The organism is Pseudomonas sp. B21-031, from assembly GCF_024748985.1.
Lineage (GTDB): Bacteria > Pseudomonadota > Gammaproteobacteria > Pseudomonadales > Pseudomonadaceae > Aquipseudomonas > Aquipseudomonas kermanshahensis.
Map to the genome: position 1 here is coordinate 2,168,190 of NZ_CP087181.1, position 18,368 is coordinate 2,186,557.

8 protein-coding genes are annotated in these 18,368 nt (G+C 63.6%); 3 read left to right on the top strand and 5 right to left on the bottom strand.

Annotated features, from left to right (window positions below; all coding sequences use genetic code 11):
• Positions 1-2: 2 nt before the first annotated feature.
• Positions 3-671 (bottom strand): bifunctional 2-polyprenyl-6-hydroxyphenol methylase/3-demethylubiquinol 3-O-methyltransferase UbiG, encoded by a 669-nt coding sequence (locus LOY53_RS09770; protein WP_252823513.1) that lies wholly within the window; start codon positions 669-671, stop codon positions 3-5.
• A gap of 184 nt (positions 672-855) precedes the next feature.
• Complete coding sequence (locus LOY53_RS09775) at positions 856-1,668, bottom strand: helix-turn-helix transcriptional regulator (RefSeq protein WP_258703927.1); 813 nt, start codon at positions 1,666-1,668, stop codon at positions 856-858.
• 110 nt (positions 1,669-1,778) lie between these two features.
• Between LOY53_RS09775 and LOY53_RS09780 the strand changes: the two genes are divergently transcribed.
• Together LOY53_RS09780 and LOY53_RS09785 are read left to right on the top strand one after the other, a co-directional pair.
• Positions 1,779-2,111: a DUF2834 domain-containing protein gene (locus tag LOY53_RS09780; RefSeq protein WP_252823516.1), complete on the top strand. Its 333-nt coding sequence runs from the start codon at positions 1,779-1,781 to the stop codon at positions 2,109-2,111.
• The gene (locus LOY53_RS09785) at positions 2,111-2,536 is read left to right on the top strand and encodes an MAPEG family protein (RefSeq protein ID WP_258703928.1); all 426 of its coding nucleotides are present in this window, start codon (positions 2,111-2,113) and stop codon (positions 2,534-2,536) included. The genes LOY53_RS09780 and LOY53_RS09785 overlap by 1 nt, the downstream gene beginning before the upstream one ends.
• Before the next feature lie 67 nt (positions 2,537-2,603).
• Here the strand turns inward: LOY53_RS09785 and LOY53_RS09790 are convergent, their stop codons facing one another.
• The 3 genes from LOY53_RS09790 to LOY53_RS09800 are packed head-to-tail and all read right to left on the bottom strand — an operon-like array spanning position 2,604 to position 7,017.
• Positions 2,604-3,932 (bottom strand): TolC family outer membrane protein, encoded by a 1,329-nt coding sequence (locus tag LOY53_RS09790; protein ID WP_252823519.1) that lies wholly within the window; start codon positions 3,930-3,932, stop codon positions 2,604-2,606.
• Between the two features lies 1 nt (position 3,933).
• Positions 3,934-5,274, bottom strand: a complete 1,341-nt coding sequence (locus LOY53_RS09795; RefSeq protein WP_258703929.1) for an HlyD family type I secretion periplasmic adaptor subunit — start codon at positions 5,272-5,274, stop codon at positions 3,934-3,936.
• 6 nt (positions 5,275-5,280) lie between these two features.
• Positions 5,281-7,017 carry a type I secretion system permease/ATPase gene (locus LOY53_RS09800; protein WP_252823521.1) on the bottom strand — a complete coding sequence of 579 codons (1,737 nt, stop codon included), beginning with the start codon at positions 7,015-7,017 and terminating at the stop codon, positions 5,281-5,283.
• 455 nt (positions 7,018-7,472) lie between these two features.
• Here LOY53_RS09800 and LOY53_RS09805 point away from each other — a divergent pair, with 455 nt between their 5' ends.
• Complete coding sequence (locus LOY53_RS09805; protein ID WP_258703930.1) at positions 7,473-18,299, top strand: peroxidase family protein; 10,827 nt, start codon at positions 7,473-7,475, stop codon at positions 18,297-18,299.
• Positions 18,300-18,368: the final 69 nt, after the last annotated feature.

The following is an 18,368-nucleotide window of genomic DNA, read 5'->3' on the forward strand; positions in this document are numbered from 1 at the left end:
GTTCACCGCCCTTCAGCCACCATCAACAACGCCTGCGGCACCGCACTTTGCGGATGCTGCGGCTCCTGCAGGCTGACCAGGCGCAACCCAGCCATGTCCAATGCATTCAGCCAACTGGCCAAAGTGCGGAAGTACCAAGGCATTGGCCGCCAGTCCCCGGCAAACCCTGCGAACGACTCTTCCCGCCAGCCATCCTGATAATCGCCCGCAGCCACACTCCAGGGGTGCAACGTCTGGATCACCACTGCACCACCCGGAGCCAGCAGCCCATTCATCGCCGCCAACAAGGGGATGACGTCCTGCTGCAACAACGCAAAATTGGCACAAACCAAATCGTAGCCACGGCCAACGCTGACGTCGCCCTCGGCCAGCTGTGCGTAACTGCCAAGGTGCACCTCGGCGGAGCCTGCCGCACGGGCCGCCTCCACCAGGGTGTGGTCGCCATCCACGCCGACCGCCTCGATACCGCGATCAGCCAGCGCCCGCAGCAACCAGCCTTCACCACACCCAAGGTCGAGCACGCGCTCGGGTTGCCGGCTGAGAATGGCCAGCAGGATTGCCTGGTCTGTCACCTGCCGACGGCTCTCGATGGCGCCACTGCGCACCGCGTCGATCCAGGCTTGGGCGTTGTGCTGCCAGCTATTGAGCACGTGCGTTTCGGCGTCGAGCATGGGTAGTCCCTCATGGCTGGATTCGCTGTCTAACATCACTGTGCCCCCGCCAAGAGGTGCGTTGCAAGGCCCGCCATTGCGCTGGCAATCAGTACGCTGATCACTCCGCGCCTGAAGCGGAATAATGCGATTGCCGCGGACACGAAACACACTGACGGGTGGCTCAGCCATCGTGTTTCCCCACTCACTGAGTATTCGTCGTATCACTGCAGGCCAATGTCATGGCTTGCCAGGTTTGCGCATCGGCGGGAATCAAGTGCTCGATGCGCAGCGATGCCACTGTTATATCCTGAGGCATGCCAAACGTCGTGAACGTCGAGAGAAACTTCAACTCGCCCTGGCTCGAGCGCAGCCGAGTCAGCACCACGGGCGACGACGATACGACTGCGGTACGCACTTGGGGCGTCGGCAGTTGCGCCAATAGGCTCGCCAACGCCGCGTTGCCGGCTGCTTCGCGGGAGGCGCGTTGCCAAGCGATTGCGCGGACTTCCTCCATGTTGACCAAGGCATCACCCAACCCCCCAGGGCAAAACAGCAACTGCAGCAGATTGAGCGCTGTGCAGTTGCGCATATTGACCCCGGCTATGTGCAGCAGCCGGGTTGCAGCGGTGTTGGCTGCGGTGATGCGCCAAGTACTGTCCAGAACGATCGCAGGCGCAGGGTTGTTGGCCTGCAAAATATGCGCAATCGCCTCGTGCACCATTGCCATCGCGGGCGCATTCAGCGGCGACGCGGTGTAGCGGGGCGCATAGCCTGCCGCGAGGAAAACCTCGTTGCATGCCTCCAACGGTACGTCCAGCGCAGAAAGCAAGGCATGCAATGTGCCTGGGCTTGGTTTGGCGCGACCGGTCTCCACGCAGCTCAGGTGACGCTGGGATACGTTGGCGCGTAGCGCCAGCTCAAGCTGACTCAAACCTGCCTGTTGACGGTGCCGGCGCAATTGGTTGCCTGCCGGGTTACCGGGTGACACGGTCGGGTGAAAAGGGCGGTTACTCATGGGGCAACTCTGACGGGGCGTGAGCGGAGGCGTCGATGACCTGTGAGGTCATTGAGCAGGCTGCAACCATAGCACTACCTTGTCGCGGTATTGGTTATGGAGCGTTGCAGATGAAAAGCACTTGGATCGCGCTGGCTACCCTGATGTCGTTTTCGTTGTACACCGGCTGGACGATGTTCATTGCAGAGCAATCATTGCTCGCATTTGGCCTTGAACTGATGGCCCGGCCTGACACCGCGCAGGTTGTAATCGACTTGTACGTGATGGCTGGGCTTGCATGCGCCTGGATGATCACGGATGCCCGTTCGAAAGGGCGATCGTGGTTACGGGTTGCCCCTTTTTTGCTGCTCACGGCTGTGTTTGTGTCAGTGGGGCCGCTTCTGTACATCGTGTTTGAAGGCTTTGGCAGGCGCTCGGCACATCCTGCTCAGGAGGGGGCGTGATGCACGGTGCCCTGTCTGTCTATGCGGTCTGTGTTGTCGCGCTGTTCATGAAGATGCTGGCGATCTCTTGCTACCAAGGCTATTACCGCCTGCGTTACCAGGCCTTCACCAATGGTGAAGACGCAGCGTTCTTCGGGCGCTTGGCCAATGTTGAAGAACTGCCGCAGGTCAGCCGGGCGGGCAGGGCTTGGGCGAATGATCTGGAGAATATTCCAGCGTTTTTTGCCTTGGCCGGCTTGGCTATTGCGCTGAATGTTGCTGCGGTCGTCATTATTTGGCTGAGTGTGGTGTTCACCGTTGCCAGGGTGGCGCATACGGTGTGCTACCTGAGCGGTTTGCAGCCCTGGAGGACAGTCAGCTTTGCGGTGGGGCTGGTGTGCTTACTGGGGCTAGCGGTAACGGTCTTGCAGGCTTGTGGGTTGTAAGTAGGCTTTAGGATCTTGGGGCGCAAAACGCCCCAACAATCTCAAGCTTAAACAAAGCCAGAGCAGGTCAGTTACTCACCATCAACTCCGGCCCAAGGTAATTGTTGACCAGCTCGATATCGTCATCCCCCAGGCTGCCCACCGATGACGCCAGGCGCAGGCGCGACATCAGGTAGTTCAACTTGGCCTCGAACAGGTCATGCCGTGCGTCAAAGAGCAATTCCTCCGCATTAAGCACATCCGAGTTGGTACTGGTACCGCCCTCCTTGAAGCCCTTGCGTGTCGAGGTCAACGAGCGTTCGTTGGACGCGACGGCCTTTTCCAGCGCATGGATACGCATGGCGCCACTCTGCACACCTCGGTACTCACGGGTGGTGCCGGAGATGACTTCCTGGCGGGTGGCGTCGAGCTCGTCCAGCGCTTTCGAACTGTTGGCGCTGGCCTGGCGGGTCAGCGCGCTGGTGCTGCCACCGCTGTACAGCGGGATGTTCAGTTCCAGGCCGATCGAGCTGTACTGGTTGCGCTGGTTCAGCTCTGAAATCGATTGGCTGCTGCCCGCGGTGTAGCCCGCAACGAAGTCCAGGGTCGGCCAATGCCCGGCCTTGGCCCGGTTCACCTCTTCTTCTGCCAGTTCGTAGCTGTGCCGGCGGGCGTGAATCAGCGGGCTGTCGGTTTGTGCTTTGACCAGCCAGTCCTGCAGGTTGCCCGGCAGCAGCGGCGGGGTGGTGAAGCCTGGCTGCAAGGTGGTCAGCGATGCCGGGGTTTCACCGATGTACTCCTCGAGCTTGCGGCGGGCGTTGACCAGGTTGTCCTGCGCCTCGATCAGGTCGGCCTCAGCCAGGTCGCGGCGAGCGACCGACTCGTCGATATCGGTCACCGTGCCGGCGCCCAGCTCCATGCGCCGTTTCGCTGACGCAAGCTGCTCCTCGAAAGCGTTCAGCTTGGCCCTGGCCAGCGTGATGGTTTCGCTGGCCAACAGCACATCGAAATAACTGTCGGCCAGGCGCACCGCGGCATCCTGGCTCTTGGCATCGAACACCGCGACGCTGTAGTCGGCACGCTGCTGGCCCTGGCGGTATTCGGCCATTTTCTGTTTGTTGAACAGCGGTTGGCGCAGGCGCACGTTGGCGCCTTTAGAGTCATAGTCCAGGTCGTTGTCCTGGCCGCTCTGGCGCTGCGAGCCATTGACCTTGTTGTAATAGGCCGTGGCATTGATCTGCGGCAGCAGGCCGGCCTGGCCGATGGCCCGGTTCTCCAGGCCGGCCTGTTTCTCATGCTCGGCGGCATGGTAGATGGGCCCTTGGTACTGCAGCAGGTCCCAGGCTTGCTTCAGGTCCATGGCACTGGCTGGCAAGGACAACCCCAACAGGCACAACATCAGGCAGTGGCGGTTCATCTCATTGCTCCTTGAAGGCGCTGTCGACGCGTTCGAGCATGGGTTTGAGCAGGTAGCTGAGCAGGTTGCGCTCGCCGGTCTTGATGGTGACGGTGGCTGGCATGCCGGGGCGTATGTGGTTGCTGCCCAGCAGGCTCATGCCGGCGGGTGAGACGTCAACCTGCGCCAGGTAGAACGGCTGCTTGCTTTCTTCATCAAGCAGGCGGTCGGCAGAGATGGTTTTGACCCGGCCGGGGATGTTTGGGGTCTGGGCGTGGTTGAAGGCCGGGAAGGCGATGTCCACGGCAAGCCCTGGGACCATTTTGTCGATGGCCTGCACCGGGATCATCGCGTCGACCTGCAGCGGCTCGTCGAGCGGGACGATTTCCATCAGCTTGGCGCCAGGCTGGATAACCCCGCCGACCGTGGCGATGCCCAGCGCCTGGACCATGCCATCGATGGGTGAACGGATCACCGTGTGGGTCACTTCATAGTCCAATGCACGCAAGCGGTCGGCCAGGGTGGTGTTTTCCTTGGCGGTGTCAGTCAGTTGCGATTCGACTTCTTTCAAGTAATCGTGCTGGCGCTGAAGCATGCGCAGTTTGATCTCGGTGGCCTGGCTGCGCACCCGGGCGATGTTGTTGAGGTTCTCGGCCTGGCCGGCGGAGAGGTCGGCGTTGCTGCGCTCCAGTTCCAGCAGGCGGTTGCGCGGTACATAGCCTTCGGCGGCCAGCACGCGGGTCCCTTGCAGCTCCTGGCCGAGGAAGTTGATCTGCGAGGCGCGGGCGCCGTACACCTGCTGCAGGCCTTTGAGCTGCACGGCCGATGCCGCCAGGTTCTCTTCGAGGATGCTGAGTTCGCCCGCCAGGCCGGCGCGGCGGGTGTCCAGCAAGCGCTGCTGCAAGTCCATGGCGGCCAGCAGGCGTGGGTCTGCGCCGAAGCGCTTGAGCAGCGCGGGGTCGAAGGTTACCGTGTCGCGGTTGTCGCGCTCGGCTTCGAGGCGGTTTTCCACGGTTTTGCTGACAATGTACTGGGCACTGACTGCGCCCTGTTCGGCCACGGCCCGCAGGGCATCGAGGCGAACCAGTTCCTGGTCCTTTTTCACCACGTCGCCTTCGCGCACCAGGATCGCCTCCACGGTGCCGCCGCTCAAGTGCTGCACGGCCTTGCGATTGCTGCTGACCTTGACCGTGCCGGTGGCGACCACGCCGGCATCCAGCGGCGCCAGCCAGGCCCACAGCAAAAAGCCGCCGAAGCCGGCCAGCACCAGCCACAGGCCCCAGCGCACCGGCTTGCCGGCATCCAGGTCGATCAGGCTCTTGGCCTCGGCAGGGATCAACTCGGTCGGTTGGCTCATGTGCATGATCGGTTACTCCCGTACTTTTACCGAAGCCAGCGGCGCTGCTGCGGCCGCTGGTATCACGCTTGCCTTGCGCAGGGCGGCAAAGACTTCGTCGCGCGTGCCCAGCATCTGCACGCCGCCGTCACGCAGCATCAGCACCTTGTCGACGGCGCACAGTACGTTGGGCCGGTGAGAAATCAGCACCACCGTGGCGCCACGGCCTTTGAGTTCGCCCAGGGCATCGACCAGGGCCTTTTCCCCGACATCGTCGAGGTTGGCGTTGGGCTCATCCAGCACCACCAGGTTAGGTTCGCCATACAACGCACGGGCCAGGGCAATGCGCTGTTTCTGGCCACCGGAAAGCGGGCTGCCATCGGTGCCCAGGCGGGTGTCGTAGCCCTGCGGGAAGCGCAGGATCATCTCGTGCACGCCGGTGCTCTTGGCTGCGCGGATGACCGCATCGCTGTCCACCTCGGCAAACCGCGCGATGTTGTCGGCGATGGTCCCTTCGAACAGTTCGACGTCCTGCGGCAGGTAGCCGAGCCACGGGCCCAGTTCGCCTTTGTTCCAGGTGAAGATGTCGGCGCCGTCCAGGCGCACCTTGCCGGCCTGGGTCGGCCAGACGCCAACCAGCAGGCGGGCGAGGGTGGACTTGCCCGAGGCGGAGGGGCCGATGATGCCGAGGCTTTCGCCCGGCGCCAGGCTGAAGCTCACCCCGCGCAGAATGGTGGTGTTGGTGCCGGGGGCGCCAGCAAACACGTTCTCCACGGCGAGCATGCCCAGGGGGCGCTGCAGCGACATGCTCGGTGGGCGGCGCGGGTAGTCCTGCAGCAGCTCGCTCAGCCGCCCCCAGGCTGACCGGCAGCCAAGCAGTTGCTTCCACGAGGCGATGACCTGTTCCACCGGCCCCAGTGCGCGTCCGGTGAGGATCGAGCAGGCGATCATCATGCCCGGGGTGATCTTGCCTTCGATCGCCAGCAGCGCACCGGTGCCGAGGATCAGCGATTGCAGGGTGATGCGCACGAAGCGCCCGGTGCTACTGATCAAGGCCGCACGGTCGGACGCCAGGGTCTGCATCTGCAGGATGCGCAGATGGCTCTGGTACCAACGCTTGCTGATCGACGGCAGCATGCCCATGGCCTCGATGACCTCGGCATTGCGCAGGTTGTTGTTGGCGTAGTTGGCAGACGACAGCGCCGCGTGGTTGGCCTCGGCCAACGGCTTGTGGGTGGCCTTTTCGGTGAGGTACGCCAGGCCGGCGAGGATCATCGAGCCGATCATCGTAACCAGCCCCAGCAATGGGTGGATCAGGTAGCACACCAGCAGGTAGATGGGCGTCCACGGTGCATCGAAGAAGGCGAACAGGCCATTGCCGGTCAAGAACTGGCGGACCTGTGCCAGGTCTTGCAGGGCCTGGGCCGGGTTGCCACCGGCGCGGTTCAGGTTGCGCTCGAAGGCGGCGCTGAAGATGCGCCGGTTGAGGTCCATGTCCAGGCAGTTGCCGACCCGGATCAACACGCGGGTGCGGATCATTTCCAAGGCGGACATCAGCAGGAACAGCCCGACAACCAGCACGGTGAGCATCGTCAATGTGGTGACGTTACGGCTGACCAGGGCGCGGTCGTAGACCTGGAGCATGTAGACAGCTGGCGTCAACATCATGACGTTTATCACGCCACTGAAGCCTGCCAGTGAGTAGAAGCTGCGGCGCAGGCGAAAGAGCGCCTCGGCCAGCTCGGAACGGGTGCGCGGGTGCTTGTGCATCTGGGGCCTCCCTCTGTACCAAACCGGAGGCCGTTGCGGCGCTCTGGACTGCTCTAGATGTGGCTTCTGGACGGCACGCAGGCGGGTCGCTCTGTAGGCGAATCATCCGAAAACGCTGCGGTGCCCCACAAGCAGGAGCGTAGGTTGCAACGAAACATCTTGTAATATCATTTCGCTCTATAAATTCTTTGAACTTTTTATAAGTCACGTAAAAACAGCGAGTTGCAACGCATTATCATCGGGAGTCATTTTTTCGACGGCTTATTGACAAGGTTTGAACCTGCGACTTTAGTCTTGATTATTCGGGCCGCTCCAACGGACCGCGCTTGACCAGAAGTCATCGCACTACCGATCCCGGAAAACCGAACCACGAACTGCGCACGTCAGTACTGACTGGGCGCGGGATGGACCCTGTTGCCCTGTGTCTTTCTCCCGATAGATCGAGGGCAATCTAAATGGCCAATTTCAGCAAGTCGGACCTGGAGTTCATCCTCAAGCAGATCTTCATCGCCGAAGCCCACGCCAAGGGCGCCAATCTCATCGATCTGCTGCCCAACAGCCAAGTGCCGTTTGGCTTGCGCACCGTGGACGGCAGCTACAACAACTTGGTGGCCGGGCAAAGTGAGTTCGGTGCCGCCGACAATTCCTTCCTGCGTTTGCTTGATGCGTCGTACCGCGCGGCCTATGCCGGCACCGGCACGGTGGTCGACGGGCAGCCGCGCACCATCAGCAACCTGATCGTCGACCAGACGCCGAATAACCCCGCCGCCGTCGAAGCCAATGGCGGCGCGGCGCCGGTGATGAGCCCTGGCCTCGATGGGGTGTTCGGCACCGCTGACGACAAGCCCGTGTTCTTCATCCCCAACCAATCTGCAGACGCGGGCCTGACGGCCGGTTTCAACGCCTGGATGACCTTCTTTGGCCAATTCTTCGATCACGGCCTGGACCTGGTGACCAAGAGCACCACCGACATCGTGTTCATCCCGTTGCAGCCGGACGACCCGTTGTACGTGCCCAACAGCCCGACCAACTTCATGGTGCTGCCACGTGCCGTACGCACGGCCGGCGCGGACGGTGTGCTGGGCACGGCTGACGATGGCCAGCCCAACACCACCTCGCCGTTCGTGGACCAGAGCCAGACCTACAGCTCGCACCCCTCGCACCAGGTGTTCCTGCGCGAATACATGCTCAATGCCGCGGGCGACCCGATTGCCACCGGGCGCCTGATCACCAACCGCGATCTTGGCGACGACGGCAAGTTCGGCACGGCCGACGATGGCAATAGCGAAAATGGCGGCATGGCCACCTGGGCCGTGGTCAAGGCCCAGGCCCGCGACCTGCTCGGTATCAACCTGACCGATGCCGACGTGCACAGCGTGCCGCTGCTGGCGACCGATGCCTATGGCAATTTCCTGCGCGGGCCCAATGGCATGCCGCAGGTGGTGATGCGCGTCAGCAATGGCGCCGATGGGGTTGCCGGCACGGCCGATGATGTGACTCAACTGGTCGAAGGCAATCGCGCCGCGCCGATCAGCCTGGCCAATGCTGTCAGCACCGGGCACGGCTTCCTCGACGATATCGCCCACAACGCCGCGCCCGTGGTGGTCGGCGGCGTGCTGCAGGCCGACGGCGACACCGCGGTGGGCAACGCGCAGCTGGTGGGCCCAGGTGGCAACAACCTGACCTACGACAACGAACTGCTCGACGCCCACTACATCGCCGGCGACGGCCGGGTGAACGAGAACATCGGCCTGACCGCCGTGCACCACGTGTTCCACTCCGAGCACAACCGCTTGGTCCAGCAATCCAAGGACACCATCCTCGCCGCAGGCGACCTGGCCTTCCTCAACGAATGGCTGGTGGATGACGTTGCCGCGCTGCCGACCACACCTGCCGCGATCGCCGCGCTGGTGTGGGATGGCGAACGCCTGTTCCAGGCCGCCAAGTTTGGCACCGAGATGCAGTACCAGCACCTGGTGTTCGAGGAGTTCGCTCGCACCATCCAGCCGCAGATCGACGAGTTTCTGGCGCCCAACGGTTATGACACCTCGATCAACCCGGCCATTCTCGCCGAGTTCGCCCACGTGGTGTACCGCTTCGGCCACTCGATGCTGACCGAGACCGTCGACCGCTTCGACCCCGAGTTCAACCCCGTTCTTACCGACCCCAACAACCCCGACCAGCAGCTTGGCCTGATCGCCGCCTTCCTCAACCCGTTGGCGTTCGCTGGCAGCGGGGCGACGGCCGATGAAGCGGCAGGGGCAATCATTCGCGGCGTGACGCGCCAGGTCGGCAACGAGATCGATGAGTTCGTCACCGAAGCCCTGCGCAACAACCTGCTGGGCCTGCCGCTCGACCTGCCGGCGCTGAACCTGGCCCGCGGGCGCGACACCGGCATCCCCTCACTGAACGAGGCGCGCCGTGAGTTCTATGCCGCCACCGGCGACAGCCAGCTCAAGGCCTACATCAGTTGGGTCGACTTTGCCGACCACCTCAAGCACCCGGCCTCGCTGGTCAACTTCATCGCCGCCTACGGCACCCATGCGACAATCACCGGGGCGACCACGCTGGCTGACAAACGTGCCGCCGCCATGGCCTTGGTGTTCGGGGGCGATGGCGCGCCGCTCGACCGCCTGGACTTCCTCAACGGCACCGGCGCCTGGGCCAACGTGACCCGGGCCGGCAAAGACGGCGTGCTGGGCACTGCGGACGACGTGAGTGGGGTGACCATCACCGGCGTCGACACCATCGACTTCTGGGTCGGTGGCCTGGCCGAGCAGAAGATGCCGTTCGGCGGCATGCTGGGTTCGAGCTTCAACTTCGTCTTCGAAACCCAGCTGGAGGCACTGCAGAACGGCGACCGCTTCTACTACTTGTCGCGTACAGCGGGCCTGAACTTCGGCACGGAGCTTGAAAACAACTCCTTTGCCAAGCTGATCATGCTCAATTCCGACGTCACCCACCTGTCCAACACGGTGTTCCTGACGCCGACGTTCACCCTCGAAGTGAACCAGGCCAACCAGTTCACTGGGCTGGGTGCCGACGGCAAGGCCGACCCTACCGGCGGCATCATGATCTATGGCCAGGAAATCGTCCCGCTGGTGATCCGCGACAACCCGGATACCGTGGGCCCCGACAGCAACTACTTGCATTACACCGGCCTGGACCATGTGGTTCTGGGGGGCACTGCGGGCAATGACATCATCATCTCCAGCGAGGGTGACGACACGCTCTACGGCGATGGCGGCGATGACCGCCTCGAAGGGGGCGCTGGCAATGATGCGGTGCTGGGTGGCGCGGGCGATGACATCATCACCGATTCGTTCGGTGACAACCGCCTGGAAGGCAACGCCGGCAACGATGTAATCGTCGCCGGCAGCATGGGCGTTGCCGGCAACCTGATCCTGGGCGGTGATGGCCAAGACTTCATCATCACCACCGAAGACATCAGCACCACGTTCGGCGGCCAGGGCGACGACTTCATCCTCGGCGCCAAGACCAACCTGCCGCCCACCGGCAACGAGGGCGATGACTGGATCGAGAAGGGCACCCAGGACGGTGCACCCGGCGACAACTTCGCGCCGCTGCTGGGTGACGAAGTGATCGGCAACGACATCTTCGTCGGCGGCGGTGGCTTCGACGAGATGATCGGCGAAGGTGGCGATGACATCTTTGTCGGCAGCGATGCCCAGGACAAGATGGACGGCATGTCCGGTTTCGACTGGGTCACTTACAAGAATGACCAGGTCGGCGTCACTGTCGACCTGAGCCTGGCCGCGCTGGCGCAGCCCCATGGCAACGCGCCGAACCAGAACGCCGGCGTGTTCAACCCGGTCGGCGCCTCGCCGGCCTCGATCCTCGACCGCTTTGCCGAAGTCGAAGGGTTGTCGGGTTCCAAGTTTGGCGATGTGCTCAAGGGTGACGACGTCGATGCAGTCACCATCCTCAACCACGGCGGTGCCACTGGCAGTGCGCTGACCAACGTCGCGCTGATCCATGGGCTGCAGCAGTTCCTGGCCGATGCCGGTTTGCCCACCACCGGCTTTGCCACCGGCAACATCATCCTCGGTGGCAATGGCAGCGACCTGATCGAGGGCCGCGGCGGCGATGACCTGATCGATGGCGACAAGTGGATCAACGTGCGCATCGCGGTGTATGCCGCCGGCGACGTTAACCATACCGGGCCGGAAATCGCCAGCTTCGACAGCATGGTCGACATGATCCCGTTCATGCTCGACCGCACCTATAACCCAGGCCAGCTCAAGGCCGTGCGGGAAGTCCTGCCGGGTACTTCGACGGGCGGCGCGGCGTTCGATACCGCTGTATTCTCCGGTGTTCAGGCCGACTATGTGGTTACCCAGAACAACCGTGGCACGGCCGATGTGTCGGACGATGTATGGACGGTCACCGACACCGTTGCCGGCCGTGACGGCGTCGACACCCTGCTGCATATCGAGCGCCTGCAATTTGCCGATGGCCAGCGCGTGCTGGTGACCGGCGTGAATGCGCAGCCAACCGGCAGCCCGACGGTCACCGACAACAACGCTGGCGCGATCACCGTGGGCGACATGCTGACCGTGAGCATGGCCGGGGTGCGCGATGGCGACAATGTGTCGCCGACCAATCCGCAAGGCGTGCTCAACAACACCTCGGTGTCCTACTACTGGCAGTTCGAGGCGAACCCGGGTAGCGGTGTGTTCGAGGACATCATCCTGCTGCCGGCCGGCGACCTGGCGTTCCAAAGCGCCGATGGCACGGCGTTCAAGGTCTCGCCAGACCTTGCCGGGCTGTCACTGCGGGTGAAGGCGATCTACCAGGATGCGCACGGCACCACTGAAGTGCTGTTCTCGCAACCCACGGCCGTGGTCGAGGCGGGCGCCCCCGTGGTGCCGACCGCGCCGACGCCGGTGGTTGATGCCAGCGAAGGTGGCGCAGGCCTGCACATGGTCCGTTCCGACCTCAACTTCATCCTCGCGCAAATCAAGATCGCCGAGGCTGATGCCGCCGGGCAGGACATCCTCTCGCTGATACCGAATATCCGTGCACCCTTGGGGCTGCGAGCAGTCGACGGTTCGAACAACAACCTGATGAACCTCAACGGCATCAACAACACCCAGTTCGGGGCGGCCGATAATGTCTTCCCACGCCTCACCGACCCGGTGTTCAACCCCGCTGAAGGCGCGCCTGCCGGCTTCTTCGGCCCAGGCTCGCCGGCCATTCCAGGGTCGTCCTACCAGCAAACCAGCGGCGCAGTGTTCGACTCGCAGCCGCGTACCATCAGCAACCTGATCGTCGACCAGACCTCGAACAACCCGGCCGCCTATGCCACGGCCTACGACCCTGGCACCGACGGCGTGCTCAACTTCGGCACGCCGGGTAACGACGATGTGCTCAAGGATGGCGTGCGGGTCGTCGCCAGCCCCGGCCTGGACGGGCAGTTCGGCACCAATGACGACCACGACGTGTACCTGTTCGAAAACACCACGGCGGATGCCGGGCTGTCTGCGCCGTTCAACGCCTGGATGACCTTCTTTGGCCAGTTCTTCGACCATGGCCTGGACCTGGTCACCAAGGGCGGTTCGGGTACCGTGTACATTCCGCTGCAACCGGATGATCCGCTGTATGTGCCGGGTGGCAACACCAACTTCATGGTGCTGACCCGGGCCACCAACCAGCCAGGGCCGGATGGCATTCTCGGCAACGCCGACGACATCCATGAGCACAGCAACACCACCACGCCATTCGTGGACCAGAACCAGACCTACAGTTCGCACCCGTCGCACCAGGTGTTCCTGCGCGGCTATCAGATGACGGACCATGGCCCCGTCGCCACGGGCCGGTTGATCACCAACCGCGACCTGGGCGCCGATGGCAAGTTCGGCAGTGCCGACGACAGCGAAATTGGCGGCATGGCGACCTGGAAAGTGGTCAAGGCGCAGGCCAATGACCTGCTTGGCATTCACCTCACCGATGCCGACGTCAACAACGTTCCGCTGCTGGCGACCGATGCCTATGGCAACTTCATCAAAGGGCCCAATGGCTACCCGATGGTGGTCATGAAGGGCGCCGATGGCCTGGGCGGCACGGCGGATGACGTGCTGGTCGAAGGCAACCCGTTGGCGCCGATCGACCTGACCAACGCCGTACGCACGGGGCACGAGTTCCTTGCCGACATCGCCCACAATGCCGTGCCAGTCTTCAACGGCGGTGTATTGGCACCCGATGCCGGTACCCAGGTCGGCAACGCCGTCCCGGTCAATCCGCAGACCGGCGCCAACCTGGCCTACGACAACGAGTTGCTGGATGCGCACTACATCGCGGGCGACGGCCGGGTTAACGAAAACATCGGCCTGACCGCCGTGCACGCGATCTTCCACGCCGAGCACAACCGGCTGGTGGCGCAGACCAAGGACACCGTGCTTGATTCGGGCGACGTGGGCTTCCTCAACGAGTGGCTGCTCAACCCGGTCAACGCGCTGCCGGCCAGCCAGGCCGAGATCGATGCACTGGTGTGGAATGGCGAGCGGTTGTTCCAGGCGGCCAAGTTCGGTACCGAGATGCAGTACCAGCATTTGGTGTTCGAGGAGTTCGCCCGCACCGTCCAACCGCGTGTCGACCTGTTCTTCGCCCCGACCCAGGTGTACGACGTCGACCTCGACGCCTCGATCGTCGCCGAGTTCGCGCACACCGTGTACCGCTTCGGCCACTCGATGCTGACCGAGACCGTCGACCGTTTCGACATCGACTTCAACGTGGTCAAAGACCCCTCCAGCGCCGACCCCGACCAACAGTTGGGCCTGATCGCCGCATTCCTCAACCCGCTGGCGTACGCCGCCAGTGGCGTCACCCCCGAGGATGCGACCAGTGCCATCGTGCGCGGGGTTACCCGCCAGTCCGGTAACGAAATCGACGAGTTCGTCACCGAGGCGCTGCGCAACAACCTGCTCGGGCTGCCGCTCGACCTGCCGGCGATCAACATCGCCCGTGGCCGCGATGTGGGTATCCCTTCGCTCAACGCCGTACGCCGCGACATCTATGGGCAAACCGGCGATACCCAACTCAAGCCCTACACCAGTTGGGTCGACCTGGTGCAACACCTCAAGCATCCGGAGTCGTTGATCAACTTCATCGCCGCCTATGGCACGCACAGCACCATCACCGGGGCAACCACCCTGGTGGACAAGCGTGCGGCGGCGATGGCGCTGGTGTTCGGCGGCGACGGTTCGCCGCTTGATCGGCTCGACTTCCTCAACGGCACCGGGGCTTGGGCCAACGTGACACGGCCGGGCAAGGACGGCGTGCTGGGCACGGCCGATGACCTGAAGGGCGTCACGGTGACCGGTGTCGATGCCATCGACCTGTGGATCGGCGGCCTGGCCGAGGCAAAAACTCCGTTCGGCGGCATGCTCGGTTCAACGTTCAACTTCGTGTTCGAGAACCAGCTGGAAAAACTCCAGGACGGCGACCGCTTCTACTACCTGGAGCGCACCGCTGGCCTGTCGATGAACGCGGAACTGGAAAGCAACTCGTTCGCCAAGCTGATCATGGCCAACACCTCGGCCACCCACTTGCCGGGCCTGGTGTTCTCGGACCCGGCGTTCTACCTCGAAGTGGACCGCAGCAAGCAGTACAACGATGGCCTGGGCAATGCCGACCCGCTGGGCGAGAACGGCCAGCAGGTGGTGTTCCGCGACAGCCCGCTGACCGCAGGGCCGGACAGCAACTACATCCGCTATGCCGGTGACGAGCACATAGTGCTGGGTGGCACCAACGGCGCGGATGTGCTCGTCTCCGGCGGGGGGGACGACACGGTCTGGGGCGATGCCGGCAATGACCGCATCGAAGGCGGCAACGGCAACGACCAACTGCGCGGTGGTGCTGGCGACGACATCATCAGCGACATGGGCGGTGACGACAATATCCAGGGCGGCGACGGCAACGACGTGCTGCACGGCGGTAATGGCATCAACCTGATCATTGGCGGTTTCGGCAACGACTTCATCGTCACTGGTGAAGACGCTTCCGAGGCCATCGGCGGCCAGGGCAATGACTTTATCCTGGGCAGCAAGGCCAACGAACAGGACATGGGCAACGAAGGCGACGACTGGATCGAGAAGGGCACCTCGGACGGTGCCCCTGGCGACAACTTCGACCCGCTCGGCAACGACCCGATCATCGGCAACGATGTGTTTATCGGCGGCAACGAGAACGACAAGTTCAACGGCGAAGGGGGCGACGACATCATGGTCGGCAGCCTCGGCTTCGGTGACCGCTATATCGGCGGCTCCGGCTACGATTGGGCGACCTTCAAGGGGCTCGCCCAAGGGGTGACCATCGACTACAGCGACCGCTTCTTCGATGTGCCGCCGGTACCGGGTTCGGGGGCATCGGCGCTGGTGCGTTTCGACATCATGGAGGGCCTGTCAGGCTCGGCGCACGGTGACTTCCTACGCGGCGACAACGAAGATGCCGCCTCGCTGCCCACCGCCGGTGCCAATGGCAGCGTGCTGACCAACATCAGCCTGATCAACGGCCTGGCTGATCTGCTGGCGGCTGGCGCGACGTTCTACGACGGCGGCAACATTATCCTCGGCGGCAGCGGCAGCGACCTGATCGAAGGCCGCGGCGGTGACGATATCCTCGACGGTGACAAGTGGCTCAACGTGCGCATCAGCGTACGCGCCAACAGCGATGGCACTGGCCCGGAAATCGCCTCGTTCGACAGCATGGAACCGATGGTACCGTTCATGCTCAACGGCACCTACAACCCCGGGCAACTGGTGATCGTGCGGGAGATCCTGAAAGGCACTGACAACTTCGACACCGCGCTGTTCTCAGGCGTGGCGACGGACTACAACGTCGTGGTCGATGGCAATACCGTGATTGTCACCGACCTGGTAGCGGGGCGTGACGGCGTCGATCGGCTGACCGGCATCGAGCGGCTGCAGTTCTCCGACCGGGCCATCGCCTCCGGTGTCGGCACGGCCGCCAACGCAGGCCCGTCGGGCCACCTGGTGATCCTCGACGATGCCACCGGCGTACGCGATGACACACCGGTGGCTGGCCAGCTGCTGCGGGTCACTGACCTGGCTGTGCACGATGCGGACAACACCAGTGCAAGCAACCCGACCGGCGCGGTCAACGGCCCGGTCGCCTATTACTGGCAGGTCGAGCAATTGCCGGGTTCGGGGGTGTATGAGGACATCACCTTCGTCGCGGCCGGCGAGGTGTCGCGGGCCATCGGCAGCACCTACCGGGTGACCGACGATGTGGCGGGGCTGAGCATTCGGGTGCGGGCGGTGTATCAGGATGCCAAGGGCACCCTGGAAATCGTCGACTCCGCGCCGAACAGCGCGCCGAGCGCCGGGCCGGCCGTGACCGGCTTGCTGGTTCAGAACCAGACGCTGACGGCCAACCCGGCCACCATTGTCGATGCCGACGGCCTGAGCAACCCGCAGTTCACCTTCCAGTGGCAGTCGAACCGGGGCGTTGGCTGGGTCAACATTGCCGGCGCCATCAACAGCACCTTCGTCCTGACCCAGGCGCAGGTGGGGCAGAACATGCGGGTGGTGGTCAGCTACGTGGATGACTTCGGCGTGCACGAAAGCGTCGCCTCCGACATCCTCGACCCGGTGGCCAACGTCAACGATGCACCGACAGGCGCGGTGCTGATCAGCGACACCACACCGGACCGCGGCCAGGTGCTGACCGCGCTCACCGCTGGCATTGCCGACCTCGACGGGCTGGGTACGTTCAGCTTCCAGTGGCAGCAAGGCAGCGGCAGCAGCTTCAGCAACATCGTCGGCGCAACGGCGGCCACCTTCACCCCGGGCTTTGCCCAGGGTAACCAGCAACTGCGGGTGATCGTGCGCTACACCGACGGCTTCGGCACGCTGGAGACGCTGACGTCGGCAGCAACCGCGCCCGTCGTGGTGCCGCCCGGTGTGACCCTGGTCGGTACCAACGCGGCCAACACCCTGACCGGTTCGGCGGGTAACGACGTGATCTCGGGCCTGGGCGGTAACGATACCCTCAACGGATTGGGCGGCGCGGACCAGCTGTTCGGCGGCCTGGGTAACGACGTGCTCAACGGCGGTGACGACCCCGACATCCTCAACGGCGACGATGGCAACGACACCCTCAACGGCGGGCTTGGCGCGGACGCCATGAACGGTGGTGCCGGCAACGACACGTTCGTGGTCGACAACGCCGGTGACACGGTGACCGAGGCGCTGAACGGCGGGACCGACCTGGTGCAGACCAGCCTGGCAAGCTACACGCTGACGGCGAATGTCGAGAACCTGACCTACACCGGCAGCAGCAGCTTCACCGGCACCGGCAACGCCTTGGCCAACACCCTCACTGGGGGGGCCGCCAACGATGTGCTCAATGGCGGTGCGGGGGCCGACCGCCTGGTCGGTGGCGTCGGCAATGACACCTATGTGGTCGACAATGCCAACGATGTGGTGGTCGAAGCGTCGGGTGCTGGTACCGATACCGTGCAGACCTCGCTGGGTACCTACACCTTGGCCGGCAACGTCGAGAACCTGACCTTTACCGGGGTGGGCAACTTCACCGCCACGGGCAATGGGCTGGCCAACCTCATCAACGGCGGGGCAGGTAATGACACGCTCAATGGTGACGGCGGCAACGACATCCTCAATGGCAACGCGGGCAACGACACGCTCAACGGTGACGCCGGCAACGACCAGCTGTTTGGTGGGCTGGGTATCGATACCTTGAACGGCGGCGGTGGCGATGACAGCCTCGATGGCGGTGATGGCAATGACTCACTGCTGGGGGGCGCTGGCAACGATACGCTGCTGGGTGGCCTGGGCAACGACACCCTGGACGGTGGCGTCGGCGTCGATTTGCTGCAGGGTGGCGATGGCAACGACACGCTGTTTGGTGACGTCGGCAACGACACCTTGCTGGGGGGGGCCGGCAACGACTTCATCAACGGTGCCGCTGGCAACGATACAGTCACAGGTGGGGCGGGCAACGACACGATGATTGCCACTGACGGCAATGATGTCTTCCAGTTCGCTGCAGGCTTTGGCAACGACCTGATCATCAACTTCGATGCCATCGCGTCGGGCGGCCAGGACCGGCTGGACATCACCGCGCTCAATATCACGGCTGCCACCTTCGCTGCCAGCGTCACCATCGCCGATGTCGGCGCTGATACGCTGGTCAGCATCGGCGCTGCCGACTCGATCCGCCTGGTGGGGGTGGCCGACGCCACGACGGTGACGGCGGCAGACTTCATTCTGGCGGGGTGAGTGGCTGAGCGTTCGTCGTCCCAGAATCGACGCATTCTCGTGTAGGAGCAGCCTTGTGCTGCGAAGAGG